This is a genomic window from Pinisolibacter aquiterrae (assembly GCF_019160155.1).
In the GTDB taxonomy this organism is placed as follows: Bacteria; Pseudomonadota; Alphaproteobacteria; order Rhizobiales; family Ancalomicrobiaceae; genus Pinisolibacter; species Pinisolibacter aquiterrae.
This window is the reverse complement of the sequence record NZ_JAFNIH010000023.1, coordinates 88,432-106,204: the sequence shown is the minus strand read 5'-3', so window position 1 is coordinate 106,204 and position 17,773 is coordinate 88,432. Positions and strand designations below refer to the sequence as shown.

General features: G+C 69.9%; 16 protein-coding genes. 5 read left to right on the top strand and 11 right to left on the bottom strand.

The window, feature by feature from the left end; all coding sequences use genetic code 11:
• Window positions 1-316 precede the first annotated feature (316 nt).
• Window positions 317-529, bottom strand: coding sequence for a hypothetical protein (locus J3S89_RS08050; RefSeq protein WP_217926978.1), 213 nt, complete (start codon window positions 527-529; stop codon window positions 317-319).
• 207 nt (window positions 530-736) lie between these two features.
• Here J3S89_RS08050 and J3S89_RS08045 point away from each other — a divergent pair, with 207 nt between their 5' ends.
• Window positions 737-2,770 carry an OmpA family protein gene (locus J3S89_RS08045; RefSeq protein WP_238483843.1) on the top strand — a complete coding sequence of 678 codons (2,034 nt, stop codon included), beginning with the start codon at window positions 737-739 and terminating at the stop codon, window positions 2,768-2,770.
• Between the two features lie 133 nt (window positions 2,771-2,903).
• On the opposite strand, the gene rpmG is transcribed toward J3S89_RS08045, so the two are convergent.
• From rpmG to topA, 10 genes are all read right to left on the bottom strand, one after another.
• Complete coding sequence (gene rpmG, locus J3S89_RS08040; protein WP_217926976.1) at window positions 2,904-3,071, bottom strand: 50S ribosomal protein L33; 168 nt, start codon at window positions 3,069-3,071, stop codon at window positions 2,904-2,906.
• A gap of 148 nt (window positions 3,072-3,219) precedes the next feature.
• Window positions 3,220-3,726 carry an EF-hand domain-containing protein gene (locus tag J3S89_RS08035; RefSeq protein ID WP_217926975.1) on the bottom strand — a complete coding sequence of 169 codons (507 nt, stop codon included), beginning with the start codon at window positions 3,724-3,726 and terminating at the stop codon, window positions 3,220-3,222.
• A gap of 218 nt (window positions 3,727-3,944) precedes the next feature.
• The gene (locus J3S89_RS08030) at window positions 3,945-4,559 is read right to left on the bottom strand and encodes a LysE family translocator (RefSeq protein ID WP_217926974.1); all 615 of its coding nucleotides are present in this window, start codon (window positions 4,557-4,559) and stop codon (window positions 3,945-3,947) included.
• Between the two features lie 4 nt (window positions 4,560-4,563).
• Entirely contained in the window at window positions 4,564-5,331 is a 768-nt protein-coding gene (locus J3S89_RS08025) for an NUDIX hydrolase (RefSeq protein WP_217926973.1), read from the bottom strand.
• The gene (locus J3S89_RS08020; RefSeq protein ID WP_217926972.1) at window positions 5,331-5,786 is read right to left on the bottom strand and encodes a DUF983 domain-containing protein; all 456 of its coding nucleotides are present in this window, start codon (window positions 5,784-5,786) and stop codon (window positions 5,331-5,333) included. Before J3S89_RS08020 ends, J3S89_RS08025 begins: the two co-directional genes overlap by 1 nt.
• Before the next feature lie 48 nt (window positions 5,787-5,834).
• A complete protein-coding gene (locus tag J3S89_RS08015; protein WP_217926971.1) occupies window positions 5,835-6,452 on the bottom strand; it encodes a glutathione S-transferase family protein in 618 nt (205 codons plus the stop codon).
• 87 nt (window positions 6,453-6,539) lie between these two features.
• Window positions 6,540-7,730 carry a patatin-like phospholipase family protein gene (locus tag J3S89_RS08010; RefSeq protein ID WP_217926970.1) on the bottom strand — a complete coding sequence of 397 codons (1,191 nt, stop codon included), beginning with the start codon at window positions 7,728-7,730 and terminating at the stop codon, window positions 6,540-6,542.
• 85 nt (window positions 7,731-7,815) lie between these two features.
• Entirely contained in the window at window positions 7,816-10,155 is a 2,340-nt protein-coding gene (gene rnr, locus J3S89_RS08005) for a ribonuclease R (protein ID WP_217926969.1), read from the bottom strand.
• A gap of 80 nt (window positions 10,156-10,235) precedes the next feature.
• Complete coding sequence (locus J3S89_RS08000) at window positions 10,236-11,090, bottom strand: GGDEF domain-containing protein (protein ID WP_217926968.1); 855 nt, start codon at window positions 11,088-11,090, stop codon at window positions 10,236-10,238.
• Window positions 11,091-11,287: 197 nt separating this feature from the next.
• Complete coding sequence (topA, locus tag J3S89_RS07995; RefSeq protein ID WP_217926967.1) at window positions 11,288-13,978, bottom strand: type I DNA topoisomerase; 2,691 nt, start codon at window positions 13,976-13,978, stop codon at window positions 11,288-11,290.
• 541 nt (window positions 13,979-14,519) lie between these two features.
• Between topA and J3S89_RS07990 the strand changes: the two genes are divergently transcribed.
• The 4 genes from J3S89_RS07990 (at window position 14,520) to plsY (ending at window position 17,771) form a co-directional block, all read left to right on the top strand.
• Window positions 14,520-14,729 (top strand): hypothetical protein, encoded by a 210-nt coding sequence (locus tag J3S89_RS07990; protein WP_217926966.1) that lies wholly within the window; start codon window positions 14,520-14,522, stop codon window positions 14,727-14,729.
• A gap of 130 nt (window positions 14,730-14,859) precedes the next feature.
• Window positions 14,860-15,816: an aspartate carbamoyltransferase catalytic subunit gene (locus tag J3S89_RS07985; RefSeq protein WP_217926965.1), complete on the top strand. Its 957-nt coding sequence runs from the start codon at window positions 14,860-14,862 to the stop codon at window positions 15,814-15,816.
• A gap of 8 nt (window positions 15,817-15,824) precedes the next feature.
• A complete protein-coding gene (locus tag J3S89_RS07980) occupies window positions 15,825-17,156 on the top strand; it encodes a dihydroorotase (protein WP_217926964.1) in 1,332 nt (443 codons plus the stop codon).
• Window positions 17,157-17,168: 12 nt separating this feature from the next.
• Complete coding sequence (gene plsY, locus J3S89_RS07975) at window positions 17,169-17,771, top strand: glycerol-3-phosphate 1-O-acyltransferase PlsY (protein WP_217926963.1); 603 nt, start codon at window positions 17,169-17,171, stop codon at window positions 17,769-17,771.
• Window positions 17,772-17,773 lie beyond the last annotated feature (2 nt).

Genomic DNA, 17,773 nt, shown 5'->3' with positions numbered 1-17,773 from the left:
GAAGATCGCGATCGTTAAACTTAACGATTTACGAACACGAAGGAATTTCGGCATTCTCGGAGCCGTTCGACTAGGCGCGCGAAGGTCCCGCCGCTAGGGTTTCCTCGGGTCTCGTGTCCCAGTATGCCTCTTTCCGACCGGCCGCCCCGGGCGGGGGGAGGGGACGCGGACCTCGGAGCCCGTCGGCTCGGGATCGCCGCAAACACCCCGAGTCGAGGGGACGAGTCGGCCGAGTGACGATTGCGAGTGGCCTCCTCGCTCATCGGGTCGCTCGGCCGACCCTCCGACCGAGCGGCGAACCCACGAATTTTCGAACTCACAACCAGCGACGCGACAGGAACGTGTCCCACCGTTCGTCGCGCGGCGCGCGCTCGCGAGTCTCGGCGGCGCGGGCGGGCTTGCGCGGCGTGCGCATCTCCACCGGCTGGGCGGCGCGATCACGCGCGCTCTCGCGCGGCGAGACCGGGGTCTTGTCGCGCATCTGAATCTGCTCGACCAGGGAGCGGAACCCCGTCGTGTCGTCGGCCATCGAAAACCCCTGAAGGAACGGAAGGAAGCTGCGGCGAGTTTACACCTTGCCGCAGGATGAGGAAGAGTGCGTTCGACCGGGTTCGCGGCGGACGCCACTTTCTAGTCCCACGTGAATTCGTGTTGCCGAAGAACGGCCATTTTACGGCCCCTATCGGGGACTTCGATGGGGGCAGACGTCGCCGCGGCGTCGAGGGAGATACGAATGATGAGGACTCTCAGGGAACTTCTGACCGTCGGCACCATCCTGCCGGCGCTGGTGGTGTCGGGAACCGGCCCGTCGGGTTCGGCCTTCGCCGCCGAGGGGGGCGCGCGGTCCGGCGACCTGCTTCTGGCTCAGGCCGCGCCTCAGGACGAACTCTTCCGTCGCCCCAAGCCCGGAGCTCCCGCCGCGCCGCACGCCCCGGCGCCGCCGCGCCCGGAGAAGGTCCGGCCGATGCCGACCCATCCCGCCGCTCCGCCGGCCGCCGTCGGCCGCCCGGCCGCGCCCGCCGCCGTCCCGCGTTCCGAGCGTCCGGCCGTGCCGCGTCCGGAAAAGCACATCGCGCCGGTGGCGCCGCAGCCCGGCGGCGGCGCGCCGGTGATGCGCGAACGTCCGCCCCAGCCGGCCCGCCCGGCGATCGCCCCCCAGCCGGCTCGCCCGGCGATCGTGCCCCAACCGGCTCGTCCGGCGATCGTGCCCCAACCGGGCGGCGGGGCCCACGCGCCCGCCATCGCGAAGCCGCCGCGCCCCGAGACGCCGCGCACCGCGCCGACTCAGGCGCCGGTGCCCGGCCCCAAGGTCCAACGCCCGGTGCAGCCCGGCCTGTTCGGGAACGGCACCCCCGGCGCGGCCATGCCGCCTGCCGGGGTTCGCCCGCCCCAGGGCGAGGCGCCGACGATGGGCACCTCGCCCGGCGGCGCGACGCCTCCGGCGATGCCGCCGCAGGGCATCGGCCAGCCTGTGGTTCCCCCCGGCGCGGTACGCCCGATGCCTCCGCAGGGCGCGGGTCAGCCGATGCCCCCGCAGGGCGCGGGCCAGCCGATGCCGCCGCAGGGCGCGGGCCAGCCGATGCCGCCGCAGGGCGCGGGCCAGCCGATGCCGCCGCAGGGCGCGGGCCAGCCGATGCCTCCGCAAGGTGCGGGTCAGCCGATGCCTCCGCAGGGCGCCGGTCGTCCGATGCCTCCGCAGGGCGCGGGCCAGCCGATGCCGCCGATGGGCGCGGGCCACCCCATGCCGCCGCGCGGCGACGGCCGCCCGATGCCGCCGCAGGGTGAGGTTCGTCCGCATGGGGGCGGCATCGGTGCCGCCGTCGGCGCGGCTGCGGTCGGTGCCGCCGTCGGTGTCGTCGGCGGGATGATTCTGGGCGGCGAGGCCCGAGGGCTCGACGACGTCCATCGCCAGCGCCGCGAGACGGTGCGCGACGGCTCCACCTTCTACTCGGAACCCGGCCGCGTGATCATTCGCGACGATCGCGGCCTCCACCTGCGCCACGACGAGAGCGAGCGTTTCCGTGGCCTCGACGGCGAGATGACGACCGAGCGGCGCGGCGGCGAGATCTATCAGGTCTGGCGTCGTCCCGACGGCGTGCGCATCGTCACCGTCACCGACGAGGACGGCCGTCTGCTGCGGCGCATCCGCCGCTGGCCGGACGGGCGCGACGAGATCCTGATCGACAACGCCCGGCGGCCGCGTCCGGCGCGCTGGTCGGACGAGATCGTGATCCTGCCGCCGCCGCCGCCGACTCACCGCCGCGTCTACATCGAGACCGAACGCGCCGACGAGACCGAGATCTACGATCTGCTCGCCGCCGAGCCGCTGGCGCCGCTGCCGCGTCGCTACTCGCTCGACGAGATTCGCGTCAGTCGCGATCTGCGCGCCTACATGCCGGCGGTCGACGTCGACACGATCACCTTCGCCAGCGGGTCGTGGGAGGTCGAGCCGGGTCAGGTCGCCCGTCTCGCCGCCGTCGCCAAGTCGATCCAGCGGATCCTCGCCAACTCACCCGACGAGATCTTCCTGGTCGAGGGCCACACCGACGCGGTCGGATCCGACATCGACAACCTGTCGCTCTCCGACCGTCGCGCCACCGCGGTCGCGGCGATTCTCACCCGTGATTTCGGTGTGCCGCCGGAGAACCTGACCACCCAGGGCTACGGCGAGCAGGTCCTCAAGGAGGCGACCTCCGGTCCCTCGCGGATCAACCGCCGCGTCACCGTGCGTCGCATCACGCCGCTGCTCGAGACCTCGGGCGGACGCTGATCGGATCGATCGGGCGGAGCGGCGACGCTCCGCCCCGTTTCCGCACGACGGCGGCGCGCGACGGTTCGGACAAAGAAAAAGCCGCCCGATGGGCGGCTTTCTCATGAGACCGACGTGGTCGCCCGGAGGCGCCTCACTTGATCTTGGCTTCCTTGAACTCGACGTGCTTGCGCGCGATCGGGTCGTACTTCTTGGCCGCGAACTTCTCGGTCATGGTACGGGAGTTCTTCTTGGTGACGTAGAAGTAGCCGGTGTCCGCGGTCGACACGAGCTTGATCTTGATGGTGGTCGCCTTGGCCATGGCCGCAGTCCCTCTGGAATTCTGTGTTCTTCAAAGCGAAGGCCCGCGTGAGGTCCACACGGGCCATGGCTCCGATCTCGAAGTTGCGCGCAAAATGGCCGAAGAGGCCGACCCTGTCAAGGTCGGCCGAGCTTCGTCCTTGCGGATCTCACCAACGGTGGCCCCGGAATTCGGCCGGCACCACGCGACCGTCGCCGTTGCGGTCCATCTTGGCGAACATCGCGTCGTGATCGGCCAGGAATTCGGCTTCGCTGACGATGCCGTCGCGATTCGTGTCCATCGGCGCGAAGCGGTCGGCCTTCTGCTTCTGCATGGCGTCCATCCGCGCCTGATTGTAGCCGCGCTGCGAGCCCATCCGGACGCTCATGTATTCGTCCTTGGTGAGGCTGCCGCTCGAATCGGCGTCCATCGCCGCGAAGACGTCCTTGGCGGCGGCCCGCATCTCGTCCTTGGAGATCGCGCCGTCCTTGTTCGTGTCGAGATCGGCGAAGCGTTCGCGCCAGGGCGCGTTCGGGTTCAGGCCCATGCCGCGCCCCTGACCCATGCCCATGCCGAAACCCATTCCGCCGCCCTGCGCCTGAGCGAGAGTGACGGCGCCGGTGGCGGCGACGGCGGTGGCGAGAACGATGGCGAAAGTGGTGGTCTTCCAGGTCATGACGAAACTCCCTCGTCGTGCGACCGGGCACGTCTCGTCACGTCGCGAGAAGGAGGCCCTTCCGCGTGGAGGTGTCGGCGCGTCGGTCGGCGGTTCGATGGGGCCGTTCGGAGGAGCCTCGCTCCCGCGTGTCCCGATCCCCTGTTCGATGTTGCAATAGTACGACGCGACGTCTAAGTTTTCCAGTTAACTCGCCGTAAGGTGGGACGAGGGGCCGGTCAGGCCCGGGCGGCGATCGCCGCCGCCGCCCCGCCCATGGCGAGCGCGCTCGCCCGGCGGGTGAGCCGCAGCGCGCGCGGCGAGGTGAGGAAGGCCCGCGCCCGCCCGGCGACGCCGACCCAGGAGAGATCGACGAAGGCCATTACCGCGATCTGCACCGCCGTGAGCAGGGCCCAGTCGCCGAAGCCCATCGCGCGGACGTCGATCAGGGTCGGCAGCAGGGCGACGTAGAAGACCATGATCTTCGGATTGCCGAGCGTGATGGCGAGACCCGTGGCGAAGAGGCGCCACGACGAGGTCGGCGGCGCGCTCGCCGCCGTCTCCGCCTCGGGCTCCGACCGCCACAGCCCCACCGCCAGCCATGCCAGATAGGCGACGCCGGCCCATTTCACCGCGACGAAGGCGAAATGGACCTCCTCGGCCAGCACCGAGAGCCCCGCCACCGCCGCCGCCAGCCAAGCCGCCTCGCCGATCCACATCGCCGCCAGGAACGGCAGCACCACGCGCGGCCCCCGCGTCAACACCTGCGCCACCAGCGCCGCGACGCTCGGCCCCGGCGTGCCGGCATTGAGCAGGAGCGCGAAGGCGAAGAGGGCGACGGCGGCGAGGGTCATGGGGTCAGATCTCCTTGCGCAGGAAGCGATCGCGCTCCCAGTAGTAGAACGGCACCGGATGATCCGGCCCGAGATCGGGATCGATCGTGAGTCGGGTCTCGAGCTCGTCCATCACCGCCCTGGTGATCGGCAGCAGCTCCGGCCGCGCGCGCGCCTCCGGGAAGGTGACCCAGGCGACGTCCTCGAGCTCGCCCGAGGGGCCGACGCCGCTCTCGAGCCGGCCGCCGATCGCCGACGCCGCCACCGCGAAGAAGCGCGTGTCGAACCGGCGCGGTCGTCCCGGCGGCGTGATGGCGCGGGCGACGAAGCGCATCGAGCCGATCGCCGGGATCACGCCATGGGCCCGGAAGGCGGCGATCGCGTCGTGCGGATCGTGGCTCTCGCCGGAGGCGGCGGTCTCGGTCGGCCGGCCGATCAGGACACCGGCCTCCTCATAGGTCTCGCGGATCGCCGCGACGGCGAAGGCGCGCGCCCGCGTCGCGGTCTTCGGCCCCTTCATCTCGGCGGTGAGCCGGGAGAGGACGGCGGGATCGTAATCGTCGGCGAGCCGCGCCCGGCTGTCGGCCGGATCGACCCGCCCGCCCGGAAACACCCAGGCGCCGGGCATGAACTTGTGGCGCATGTGGCGCTTGCCCATGAGCACGCGCAGTGCCCCGTCGGATCCGCGATCGAGGATCAGCAGCGTCGCCGCGTCGCGCGGGCGGTAATAGGCGGCCTTGGAGGAACGATCGAGAGCGTTGAGTTCGTCGAGAATGTCGGCGATGGCGCGCATCAGGGAGCTTTCGGCGGGAGGGGGAGGGCGGGCACCGCGCGGCCGAAACCGTGCATGCCGAGCGCCCATTGCAGCGCCACCACGCCGCCCTTGAGCGGTCTCAGCAGCGCCAGCGAGAGGAGGAGCGTCACCGGCAGCCAGATCGCCATCTGGATCCATGGTTCCGGCGCCCAGGCGCGTTCGGTGATCAGGAGACCGCTGACGACGACATGGCCGACGATCAGGATCGTCAGATAAGGCGGCAGGTCGTCGGCGCGGTGGTGATGCAGCTCCTCGCCGCACACCGCGCAGGCGGGCCGCACCGTGAGATAGCCCTCGAACAACGCGCCTTCGCCGCATTGCGGGCAGCGCCCGCGCACGCCGCGCGAGAGCGCGCGCGACAGGGGCCGCGCGGGCGGGGTCGCCGGCGGATCGGCGCGTCCACCGCCACCGCCCTCCTCGAAGGGAACCTTCATGCGCGCCTCCCGTTCGGCCGTGGGCTCCGGCCGTTGCTCGAGACGGGCTCAGGAGAGCCCGATCGCCACCACTTTCGCCCAGGCCGGACGCGCCTGCAACCGCGCGTACCACGCCTCGAGATGCGGCATCGACGGTCGCTCCATCTGGATTTCCATCCAGGCATAGGCCAGCGGCCCGAGCGCGATGTCGGCGAGGCCGAAGTCGTCGCCGGAGAGATAGGGCTGGGCCGCCAGTTTCGCGTCGGCGATGGCGAGGAGATCGGTGCAGATCTTCACCGCCTTGTCGATCGCCACCATGTCGCGCTTCTCCGGCGGCGTGCGAACGAGGCCCCAGATCACGTCGGTGAAGGTCCGCGCCAGCGACAGCTGCCAGTCCATCCACATCTCGACGAGCGCGCGCCGGCCCGGATCGTCGTGCCAGAACCGGCCCCCGCCCCGGGTGACGGCGATGTAGCGCAGGATGGTGTTGGATTCCCACAAGGTGAGATCGCCGTCCTGGATCACCGGCACCAGCCCGTTCGGGTTCATCGCCCGGTATTCCGGCGTTCCGGTGACGCCGAAGGCGCCGCCCGCGTCGATCCGCTCGTAGGGAACGCCGAGTTCCTCGCAGAGCCACATCACCTTCTTGACGTTGGACGAATTGGCTCGTCCCCAGATCTTCAACATGCTGCATCCTCTGAATCGATCTTCGGCCGGCGAGCTTCGGTCATCGGCGCGGGCGTTGCAATCGCTCGCGCCCCGCCGCCGCCGCGTTCACGGCTCCTCTGCGTGAATGTCGTGGGTGGCGACGGCATCCTCCGCCTTCGGCGGCACGAACCAATCGCGCCGCGCCAGCGTCGCCGTCATGTCGGCATGGCCGGCGGCGCGATGCTCGCGCGCCGACCGCGCCGAGAACTCGTAGTCCTTGTTGTCGCTCTCCCAGCTCTTGATGCGATAGATGACGTGGAGAATGTCGACGACGCCGGGCTTGCAGAGATCGCGGATCGTGGCGCGGTCCGCCTCGGTGCGCAGGTCCTCCGGGATCCGGTCGAGCGCGGCCAGCAACTGCCGGCGCAGCGCGAACATCTGACGGAACCGCGTCGTGCCGGCGCGGGTCCGGCTCGAATAGGTGATGTCCTTCTGGCGGGCGAGAACCTCGGCCATGTCCTGCGGCATCGCGCCCTGCGCCGGGAACAGATCGACCTGGAACACCAGCGAGGAGAGGTCGTCCTCCTGGTCGAGCAGATGCTCGAGCGGGGTGTTGGAGACGAGGCCGCCGTCCCAATAGTGGCGCCCGTCGATGTCGATCGCCGGCAGTGCCGGCGGCAGCGCGCCGCTCGCCATCACGTGGCGGACGTCGATCCGCGTCCGCTTCGCCGGATCGGGATGGCGGTTGTCGAACCACGTGAAATTGCCGCTCTCCACCTCGACCGCGCCGACCGAGACCCGCATCGGCCCGGCCTCGAGACGGTCGAAGTCGATCAGCGTCTCGAGGGTGCTCTTCAGATCGCCCGTGTCGTAGAAGCTCGTCGCCCCCTCGCTGCCGCGCGCGCGGAACCATGGGCTCGGCACCCGCGGCGCGAAGAACCCGGGCTGGCCCATGGTCATCGCCGCGAGGCCCGACCATTGGTTCTCGAACGAGCGGAACACGTCGAAGGGATCGAGGAGGTCGGCCGCGCTCCGCCGCGTCACCGTCTCCCAGAAGCGGGTCAGGCGCTCCAGCCGCCGGTCGGGGGGATTGCCTGCGATGATCGCCGAATTGATCGCGCCGATCGACACGCCGGAAATCCAGGTCGGCTCGACCCCCGCGCTCTCGAGCGCCTCCCACACCCCGACGTGATAGGCCCCGAGCGCGCCGCCGCCCTGGAGGAGCAGCGCGACCCGGTCGTAGGCGGCGACGAGATCGGGAAGCGGCGCGGTCGTCGCCGGCGTCGGGTGGGCGGCTTTCGAAGAGGGTCGGCTCATGGGCGGAGGCTCCGGTTCGTCGAGCCGATGATGGGGGTACCGGAGTGTGGCCGTGTCGTGTCGTCGGCGCTCACGTCGCCGTGTCTCACCGGCGCGGCGGCCCCTTGCGTCCGCGCGAGGGCGCGCCGCGCACCCGCCCCTTGTCGCGCGCCACCGCCGCCAGCCGCTTGCGGCCGAGAACCTTGTCGTAGGTGCCCTCCGACAGCATCTCGAAGCGCAGCGCGCCGGCGAAGGGTTGCGCCTCGACCAGCTTGACCTCGACCGTGTCGCCGAGCCGGAAGGTCTCGCCGGAACGCTGGCCGATCATCGCATGGGTCACCTGATCGTAGACGTAATAGTCGTCGCCGATCGTCGCCGCCGGCACGAACCCGTCGGCGCCGGTGCCGTCGAGCCGGACGAAGAGGCCCGACTTGGTGACGCCGGAGATCTTGGCGTTGAAGGTCGCGCCGATCCGGTCCATCAGCCAGCGCGCGATCAGACGGTCGATCGTGTCGCGCTCCGCCATCATGGCGCGGCGCTCGCAGGCGGAGATCTCCGCCCCGATCGCCTCGAGCTTGTCGTCCCAGGTCTCCGGCAGCCCATCGGCGCCGAACTTCAGCGCCCGGATCAGACCGCGATGCACGACGAGGTCGGCGTAGCGGCGGATCGGCGAGGTGAAATGCGCGTAACGCCTGAGATGCAGGCCGAAATGGCCGATGTTGTTCGGGTTGTACTCGGCCTGCGCCTGCGACCTCAGCACCACCTCGTTGACGAGCCCCGCCTTGGGACTGTCGACCACGGCGCGCAGGATCCCGTTGAACATCGAGGGCTTCAACCCGCCGCGCTGGCCGAGCTTGATGTCGAGGGTGGAGAGGAACTCCTTGAGCGCGGCGACCTTCTCCTCCGACGGCATGTCGTGGATGCGGTAGAGGAGGGGCACCTTGTGCTTCTCGAGCGTCTCCGCCGCCGCGACGTTGGCCTGGATCATGAACTCCTCGATGAGCTTGTGCGCATCGAGCCGTTCGGGAACGATCACCTTGTCGACGGTGCCCTCGGGCGTCAGGAGGATCTTGCGCTCGGGCAGGTCGAGTTCGAGCGGCTCGCGCGCGTCGCGCCCGCGCTTCAGGACCTCGTAGGCCGCCCACAGCGGCTTCAACACCCCCTCGAGCAACACGTCGGTCTTCTCGTCGACCCGTCCGTCGATCGCCGCCTGCGCCTGCTGATAGGCGAGCTTCGCCGCCGAGCGCATCAGGATCCGGTGGAACGTGTGCGAGAGCTTGCGCCCTTCGGAGGAGAACACCATCCGGACCGCCAGCGCCGGCCGGTCCTCCTTCTCGCGCAACGAGCAGAGGTCGGTGGAGATCTTCTCCGGCAGCATCGGCACGACCCGGTCGGGGAAATAGACCGAATTGCCGCGATGGACCGCCTCGCGATCGAGCGCCGTGCCGGGGCGCACGTAATGGGCGACGTCGGCGATGGCGACGGTGCAGACGAAGCCGCCGGGGTTCTCCGGGTTCTCGTCCGGGGCGGCATGGACCGCGTCGTCGTGGTCCTTGGCGTCGGGCGGATCGATGGTGATCAGCGGCAGGTCGCGCCAATCCTCGCGCTTGCCCAAGGCCACCGGCTCGCAGCCCTCCGCCTCGAGCAGCACGGTGGTCGGGAAGACGTGCGGGATGTTGTGGACGTGCAGCGCGATTTCCGAAACCGCGCGCTCCGACGCCATCGAGCCGATGACCGTGCGCACCTTGGCCCGCGACAGGCCGATCCGCCCGCCCGAATGCAGGAGATCGACCGCGACGAGATCGCCGTCCTGAGCGTCTTTGAGATCGGTCTCGGCGACGATCAGCTCGCGGCTCTTCTTGTCGATCGGCATGATTCGCGCGCCGCCCGGCTCCAGCCGGACGATGCCGAGCGCCGCCGGCGGCTTCTTGTCGAGGACGCGGATGATGCGCGCCGCGCTCGAAACCCCCTCCGGCAGGTCGTCCGTGACCTCCGTTTGGCGCAGCAGCACGCGATCGCCGATGCCGGCGGCCGGGGCGCGTCCCGCCCCACGCCGGGTCTTCGGTTCGGCGAGCACGAGGACGAGTGGCGCCGGGCCGTTCGCCTCCTCGTCCCATTCGTCGGGCACGGCGAGCAACTCGCCGTCGGGATCGCGCCGGGTCACGTCGGCGACGAAGACCTGGGTGAGCGCCCCCTTCGGCGCGAGCTTCTTGTGGCGCTTCTCGACGACGCCCTCGATCTCGAGTTCCTTGAGGACCCGCTTCAGCGCGATCTTGGCGCCGCCGGTGATGCCGAAGGCGCGCGCGATCTCGCGCTTGCCCGCCGCGCCCGGGTTTTCCGCCAGGAAGGCGAGCATCGCCTCGCGCGACGGCAGCGCGTCGCCGAGGCGGGGTCGCGTCGACGACGAGGAAGAGGAGGGGGTGTCGGAAGTCGGTCTGCGGGCCAATCGCGTCGTCCGGATCGTGGGTCGAACCGAGAAGATAGACCGTCCCGGCGGCTCTGTCGCCGCCTTCCCGTCGGCGCGGATCAGAAGCGCTGGATCGCCTCGCGCAGAACCCGCACGTCGGCCGGCTCCGAGCCGTCGCGCCGGGCCGGTTCGACAATGTCGACGGCGCTCTCGTCGACGACGCGATTGCGTCCCGCCGCCTTGGCGACATAGAGCGCCTTGTCGGCCCGCGCATAGAGCTCGGAGAAGCCCTCGACGTCGGTCGACCGGGCGATGCCGATCGAAATCGTCGGCGCGATCGTCTTGGCCTCGGTCTCGATCCGGATCGCGCCGATGCGCTTGCGCAACTCGTCGGCGAAGGCCTCGCAGTGGCGCAGGTTGGCGTCGGGGTCGGAGAAGGGGCAGTCGATCGCCACGGCGAATTCCTCGCCGCCCATGCGCCCGATCGGGATCGGCGCGGCGAAGAGGTCGCGCATCACCCCACCGACGGCGGCGATCACCTCGTCGCCCTTGGGATGGCCGTGACGGTCGTTGATCGCCTTGAACCGATCGAGGTCGCCGAGGAGCAGCGCCACCTCGTGGCCCGCCTCCAGCCGTTCCTCGATCAGGGCGACGAAGGTGCGGTTGTTGAGGAGGCCGGTCTGCAGGTCGGTGCGCGCCAGCGTGTGCAGCGACTGGGTCGCCTGCCAGAGGTCCAGATACATCCGGCCGAACTCCCAGGTGATCGGGATGGCCAGGATGGCGCAGGCCACGGCCGCGCCGATCATGCTGAGAACGATCGTGGCGGGGTCCTGGGCGCGCGCCTGAACGCCGGTGACCACCGCGGTCAGAGTGGCGATGTAGATCGTCATGCGACCCACGTAGAGCCACAGGTCGCGACTGGAACGAATGTTCCGCCGGGATGCCAGCTCCAGGGTGCGCTCGACGAACGTCATTGTTCGCGTCTCCTCGGACGACCGGGCGCCCTCGCTCCGGCGTCGTCCGTGCCGGGGAGACTGCCTCGAGTTCCTGGAGAACTTCTTTCCGTCGGGGAAGTTCGACGAAAAAGCCGGCGGGATGGTTGAGGAAGTCTGAAGCCTCGCGCCGGACTCCCGGCCCTCCTCGGGCCGGGATCGTCCGCGCGCCGGCCGCCTCAGCCTTCGCCGTCGGCGCTCTTCGCCGCCCGGGTCGCGGGCTTCTTCGCCGCCGCCTTCTTCGCCGCCGGCTTCTTGGCGGCGGGCTTCTTCGCCGCCGTCTCCGACGCCGCCTCGCCGTCGGCCGCCGCCGCCTTCTTCTTCGGCGCCGCCTTGGCCCGGGTCGGCTTCGCCGGCGACTTCGCCGCCTTTTCGGCGACCAGCGCGACCGCGATCTCCATCGTCACCGACTGCGGATCCATGCCCTTGGGCAGGGTCGCGTAGACCTTCTCGTGGGCGACGTAAGGCCCGTAGCGGCCGTCGCGCACGGTCACCGGCCCGCCGAGCGTCGGATGCTCGCCCAGCTCCTTCAGCGCCGCCGGCGTCGCCCGGCCGCGCCCGCCCGCCTTCTTCTCGGCGATCAGCGTCACCGCGCGATTGATGCCGACGTCGAAGACCTCGTCGGCGCTCGGCAGGTTGGCATAGGTGCCGTCGTGCAGGACGAAGGGCCCGAACCGGCCGAGACCGGCGGTGATCGGCTTGCCGGTCTCCGGATGGATGCCGACCTCGCGCGGCAGCGACAGGAGCCTCAACGCCTTCTCGAGATCGATCGAGGCCGCCGACCAGCCCTTGGGCAGCGACGAGCGCTTCGGCTTCTCGCCCTCGCCGAGCTGGACGTAGGGTCCGAACCGGCCCGAGCGCAGCGTCACCTCGAGCCCGGTCGCCGGATCGGTGCCGAGCACCTTGGTGCCGTCGCCGCCGGGACCCTCGGAGCCGTCGCCGTCGACGCCGGAGGCCTGCATCTGGCGGGTGTAGCGGCATTCGGGATAGTTCGAGCAGCCGATGAAGGAGCCGAACTTGCCGAGCTTCAGCGACAGGCGGCCGGTGCCGCAGGTCGGGCAGGAACGCGGATCGGAGCCGTCGCCGCGATCGGGGAAGACGTGGGCGGCGAGGAGATCGTTGAGCGCGTCGAGCACGTCGGCGACGCGCAACTCCTTGGTCTGCTCGATCGCCGCCGAGAACTCCGCCCAGAAGGCGCGCAGAACCGCCTTCCAGTCGATCTCCGCCGCCGAGATCTTGTCGAGGCTCTCCTCGAGATCGGCGGTGAAGTCGTATTCGACGTAGCGCCGGAAGAAGCTCTCGAGGAAGGCGATGACCAGCCGGCCCTTGTCCTCGGGGATGAGGCGGCGCTTGTCGAGCGTCACGTATTCGCGGTCGCGCAGCACCTGGAGGGTCGCGGCATAGGTCGAGGGCCGGCCGATGCCGAGCTCCTCCATCTTCTTCACCAGCGTCGCCTCGGTGAAGCGCGGCGGCGGCTCGGTGAAGTGCTGGTCGACGGTGATCTTGCGGCGGGCGAGGGGATCGGCCTCGGCCATCGCCGGCAGACGCTTGGTCTCCTCGTCCTCCTCGTCGTCGCGGCCCTCGGCGTAGAGCGCGAGGAAGCCGTCGAACTTCACGACCGAGCCGGTGGCGCGCAGGTCGCAGCGCTCGGCGCCGTGGGTGGCGGCGATGTCGACGGTGGTGCGATCGAGGACGGCCGATTCCATCTGGCTCGCCACGGTGCGCTTCCAGATCAGATCGTAGAGCTTGGCCTGTTCCGGCTCCAGGAAGCGGGCGACGTCCTTGGGCCGACGCGACAGGTCGGTCGGACGGATCGCCTCGTGCGCCTCTTGGGCGTTCTTGGCCTTGGCGGTGTATTTGCGCGGCGCCTCGGGCAGATAGGTCGCGCCGAAGTCCTCGCCGATCACCTTGCGGATCGAGGCGATGCCCTCGGGCGCGATGTCGACGCCGTCGGTTCGCATGTAGGTGATGAGGCCGACCGTCTCGCCGCCGATCTCCGCGCCCTCGTAGAGGCGCTGGGCGAGCTGCATCGTGCGCGCCGCCGAGAGGCCGAGCGCGTAACTCGCCGATTGCTGCAACGTGGAGGTGGTGAAGGGCGGGAACGGGTTGCGCCGAACCGGCTTGCGCTCGATCGCCGCCACCGAGATCGACGCCTTCTCGAGCATCGCGCGGATGGTGCCGGCCTCGTCGCCGGTCTTCACGTCGAGCCGGCCGAGCTTCTTGCCCTGGTAGCCGACGACGCGCGCGTCGAACTCCTCGCCCTTGGGCGTGGCGAGACGGGCGAGGATCGACCAGTATTCCTGTTTGACGAAGGTCTCGATCTCGTGTTCGCGGTCGCAGATCAGCCTGAGCGCCACCGATTGCACCCGCCCGGCCGAGCGCGCGCCCGGCAGCTTGCGCCACAGCACCGGCGACAGGTTGAACCCGACCAGATAGTCGAGCGCGCGCCGCGCCAGATAGGCGTCGACCAGCGCCTCGTCGATGGCGCGGGGCTTCTTCATCGCCTCCAGCACCGAATTCTTGGTGATGGCGTTGAACACGACCCGCTCGACCGGCTGGCCCTTGAGCGCCTTCTTGTCCTTCAGCACCTGGAGCACGTGCCAGGAGATCGCCTCGCCCTCGCGATCCGGGTCGGTGGCGAGAATGACTTTGGAGGAGCCCTTGACCGCCTTGATGATGTCGGCGAGCCGCTTGGCGCCCTTGGCGTCGGCCTCCCAGTCCATCGCGAAGTCGTCCTCGGGACGCACCGAGCCGTCCTTGGCGGGGAGGTCGCGGACATGGCCGTAGGAGGCCAGGACCTCGAACCCGGGGCCGAGATATTTGTTGATGGTCTTGGCCTTGGCCGGGGACTCGACGATGACGACGTTCATGGGCTCTCGCCACTCCGGACCTGGGCGCGGCCGCTCCGGCCGGGGTCGCCCCGGCGAGGATCGTGCCGCCGTTCACCGAACCGGGCCTCCCGATTCGGCGAGTGAGGCGCCCGCGCCGGCCAGTCCGGACCGCGGCCGCTCGAACGAGCAGGGCTCCGTCGCCCCTGCGGACGACGCCACGTTCGCGCCCGCCGTTGCCGACGCGCCCGAACGGTGAGATACTCGCATGGAACGACGACACTACCGATACACAACCAAAGAGGGTGTATGCGGCGTCGCCGTCCACGTCGGCTCCTTGAATGGGGCCGCGTGGAGCGAGGGTCAAGTCCTGGACCTTTGCGAGAGGGGAAGGACGTCGTCTTTCGTCCTCGATTCCGAAAATACAACCTAAAGTAGATAGACTAAGATTATTCGATCTATACGATCATGTCTCGCCGTTCCCATCCGCCGCGCGGGTGAGGGGGCTCCCCGGCGTCCCAGGACGTTTCGGCCGTCGTCGGACGGTCGTGGGGGAGGGTTTCGGGTTGGTATGAGGCATGTGATGGTCGGATCGGTTCGTTCCCTTCCTCAACAGAACGAAGCCGCCGCCTATATCGAGCAGGCGACGCGGGAAATGCGGGATCTCGCCCTCAGGGCGGGGCTTCCCTTCCTCGCCTATCTGATCGACATGGCCCGTCTCGAGGCGGCCTCCCAGGTGCTCGCGGCCTCCAAGGAGCCGCCGCAGCGCTCCGGCACGGCCGAGTCGGCCTGAGGCGCCGGTCGCCGCCCGGCGGGGAACGGACATCGCCCGCCGCCGATCGTTCGAATCCTGTGCGACACGTTCGCCGATCGACGCGGCGCCCTTGCTCCCGCCCTCCGGAGGCCCTAAGACCTCCTCTTCGATGACGAACGCACCATCGACCCCGGCCCCCGCCTTCCCGCACCGCCACCTCCTCGGCATCGAGGGGCTGACGCCGCTGCAGATCCTGCATCTTCTCGACAAGGCGGACGACGAGGTTCTCGTCTCCCGGCAGGTCGAGAAGAAGAAGAACGTTCTGCGTGGCCGCACGCAGATCAACCTCTTCTTCGAGGCCTCGACCCGGACTCAGTCCTCCTTCGAGATTGCCGGCAAGCGCCTCGGCGCCGACGTCATGAACATGTCGGTCGCCTCCTCCTCGGTGAAGAAGGGCGAGACGCTGATCGACACGGCGGCGACGCTGAACGCCATGCGCCCCGACATCCTGGTGGTGCGACATCACGCCGCCGGTGCCGTCCACCTCCTCGCCCGCAAGGTCTCCTGCTCGGTGATCAACGCCGGCGACGGCGCCCACGAGCACCCGACTCAGGCGCTGCTCGACGCGCTCACCATCCGGCGCCACAAGGGGACCATCGAGGGGCTGACGGTCGCCATCTGCGGCGACATCGTCCATTCCCGCGTGGCGCGCTCCAACATCCTGCTGCTCAACGCGCTCGGCGCCCGGGTGAAGCTGGTCGGCCCGTCGACGCTGCTGCCCTCGGGCGCGGAACGTCTCTGCGTCGAGACCTTCACCGACATGAAGAAGGGTCTCGAGGGCGCCGACATCGTCATGATGCTGCGCCTCCAGCGCGAGCGCATGAACGGCTCCTTCGTGCCGTCGGTGCGCGAGTATTTCCGCTATTGGGGCCTCGATTCCGAGAAGCTCGCCTGGGCCGCGCCCGGCGCGCTGGTGATGCATCCCGGCCCGATGAACCGCGGCGTCGAGATCGACCCGGAAGTGGCCGACGGGCCGCAGTCGCTGATCGCCGAGCAGGTCGAGATGGGCGTCGCCGTGCGCATGGCCGTGCTCGAGACGCTCGCCGAACACCTTCCGAACGCTTGAGGTCGATCATGACGAGCCGAGTTCAGACCGACCGTCGCGCCGCCGAACAACGCCCGACCGTCTTCTCCCATGCCCGCATCGTCGATCCGGCGCGTGGGCTCGACGCCGTCGGCTCGGTCATCGTCGCCGAGGGCCGCATCCTCGCCGCCGGCCCGGAGGTGCTCAATCAGGGCAGCCCCGAGGGTTGGGAGATCGTCGACGCCACCGACAAGGTGATCGTCCCCGGCCTCGTCGACGCCCGCGTCTTCATGGGCGAGCCCGGCCACGAGCATCGCGAGACCTTCGCCTCGGTCTCCCGCGCCGCTGCCGCCGGTGGCGTCACCACCATCGTCACCATGCCCGACACCGATCCGGTGATCGACGACCCGGCCCTGGTCGACTTCGTCCTGCGCCGCGCGCGGGAACAGTCGGAGGTGCGCGTCCACCCGATGGCGGCCCTGACCAAGGGCCAGAAGGGCCTCGAGACCACCGAATTCGGGTTGCTGTGCGAGGCCGGCGCGGTCGCCTTCACCGATGCTCGCAAGTCGGTCGCCTCGTCGCTGGTGATGCGTCGGGCGCTGACCTATGCCCGCGACTTCGACGCGTTGATCGTCCATCACGTCGAGGATCCGAGCCTCGCCGGCGCCGGTGTGGCGACCGAGGGCGAATTCGCCACCCGCATGGGCCTGCCCGGCATCCCGCGCGAGGCCGAGAGCATCATGCTCGAGCGCGACATGCGCCTCGTCGACCTCACCAAGGGGCGCTATCACGCGAGCCAGCTCTCCACCGCCCAGTCGGTGGAGATCCTCCGGATCGCCAAGGCACGCGGCCTCGACGTGACCGCGAGCGTGTCGATCAACCATCTCAGCCTCAACGAGATGGACATCGGCACCTACCGCTCGTTCCTGAAGTTCTCGCCGCCGCTGCGCCACGAGGACGACCGCCAGGCGGTGATCGAGGCGCTCGCCGAGGGCGTCATCGACATGATCGTGTCCTCGCACGACCCGCAGGACGTCGAGACCAAGCGTCACCCCTTCGCCGAGGCCGCCGACGGCGCCATCGGGCTCGAGACGCTGCTCTCCGCGAGCCTGCGCCTCGTCCACGACGGGCGTCTTTCCTGGACCCGGCTGGTCGAGGCGCTGTCGCTGCGTCCGGCCGAACGCCTCGGCCTCGGCGCCGGGCGCCTCTCGCCTGGGAGCCCCGCCGATCTCGCCGTGATCGATCCGGGCATGCCCTGGCTGCTCGATCGTCAGGCGCTCGCCTCGCGCTCGAAGAACACGCCCTTCGAGGACGCGCGTTTCATCGGCCGCGTCGTGCGGACCCTGGTGGGCGGGCGCACCATCCACGTTCTCGACGCCTGAGGACCCGAGCCGATGATTGCGATCCTCGCCGCCCTGGTCCTCGGCTACCTGCTCGGCTCGATCCCCTTCGGTCTGGTGCTGACGCGGGCCGCCGGCCTCGGCGACATCCGCGCGATCGGCTCGGGCAACATCGGCGCCACCAACGTCTTGAGAACCGGCCGCAAGGGCTTGGCGCTCGCCACTTTTCTCGGCGACGCGCTGAAGGGCACCGTGGCGATCCTCGCCGCCCGCTGGTTCGCCGGCGAGGGCGCGGCGATGGCCGCCGCCGTCGGTGCCTTCCTCGGGCATGTCTTTCCGGTCTGGCTCGGGTTCAAGGGCGGCAAGGGCGTCGCCACCTACATCGGCTGCCTGCTCGGCCTCTATTGGCCCGCGGCGCTCGCCTTCTGCGCGGTGTGGCTCGCCATGGCCTTCACCTTCCGCATCTCCTCGCTGTCGGCGCTGACCGCCTCGGTGGTCGTGCCCCTCGGTCTCTTCCTCGGCGGCTGGGCCTCGGGACCGCTGACGCTTGTCCTGGTGGCGCTGGCCGCCCTGGTGTGGTTCCGCCACAAGGAGAACATCCTCCGCCTCCTCGCCGGCACCGAGCCGAAGATCAAGGGCAAGAAGTCGGGCGGGTGAAG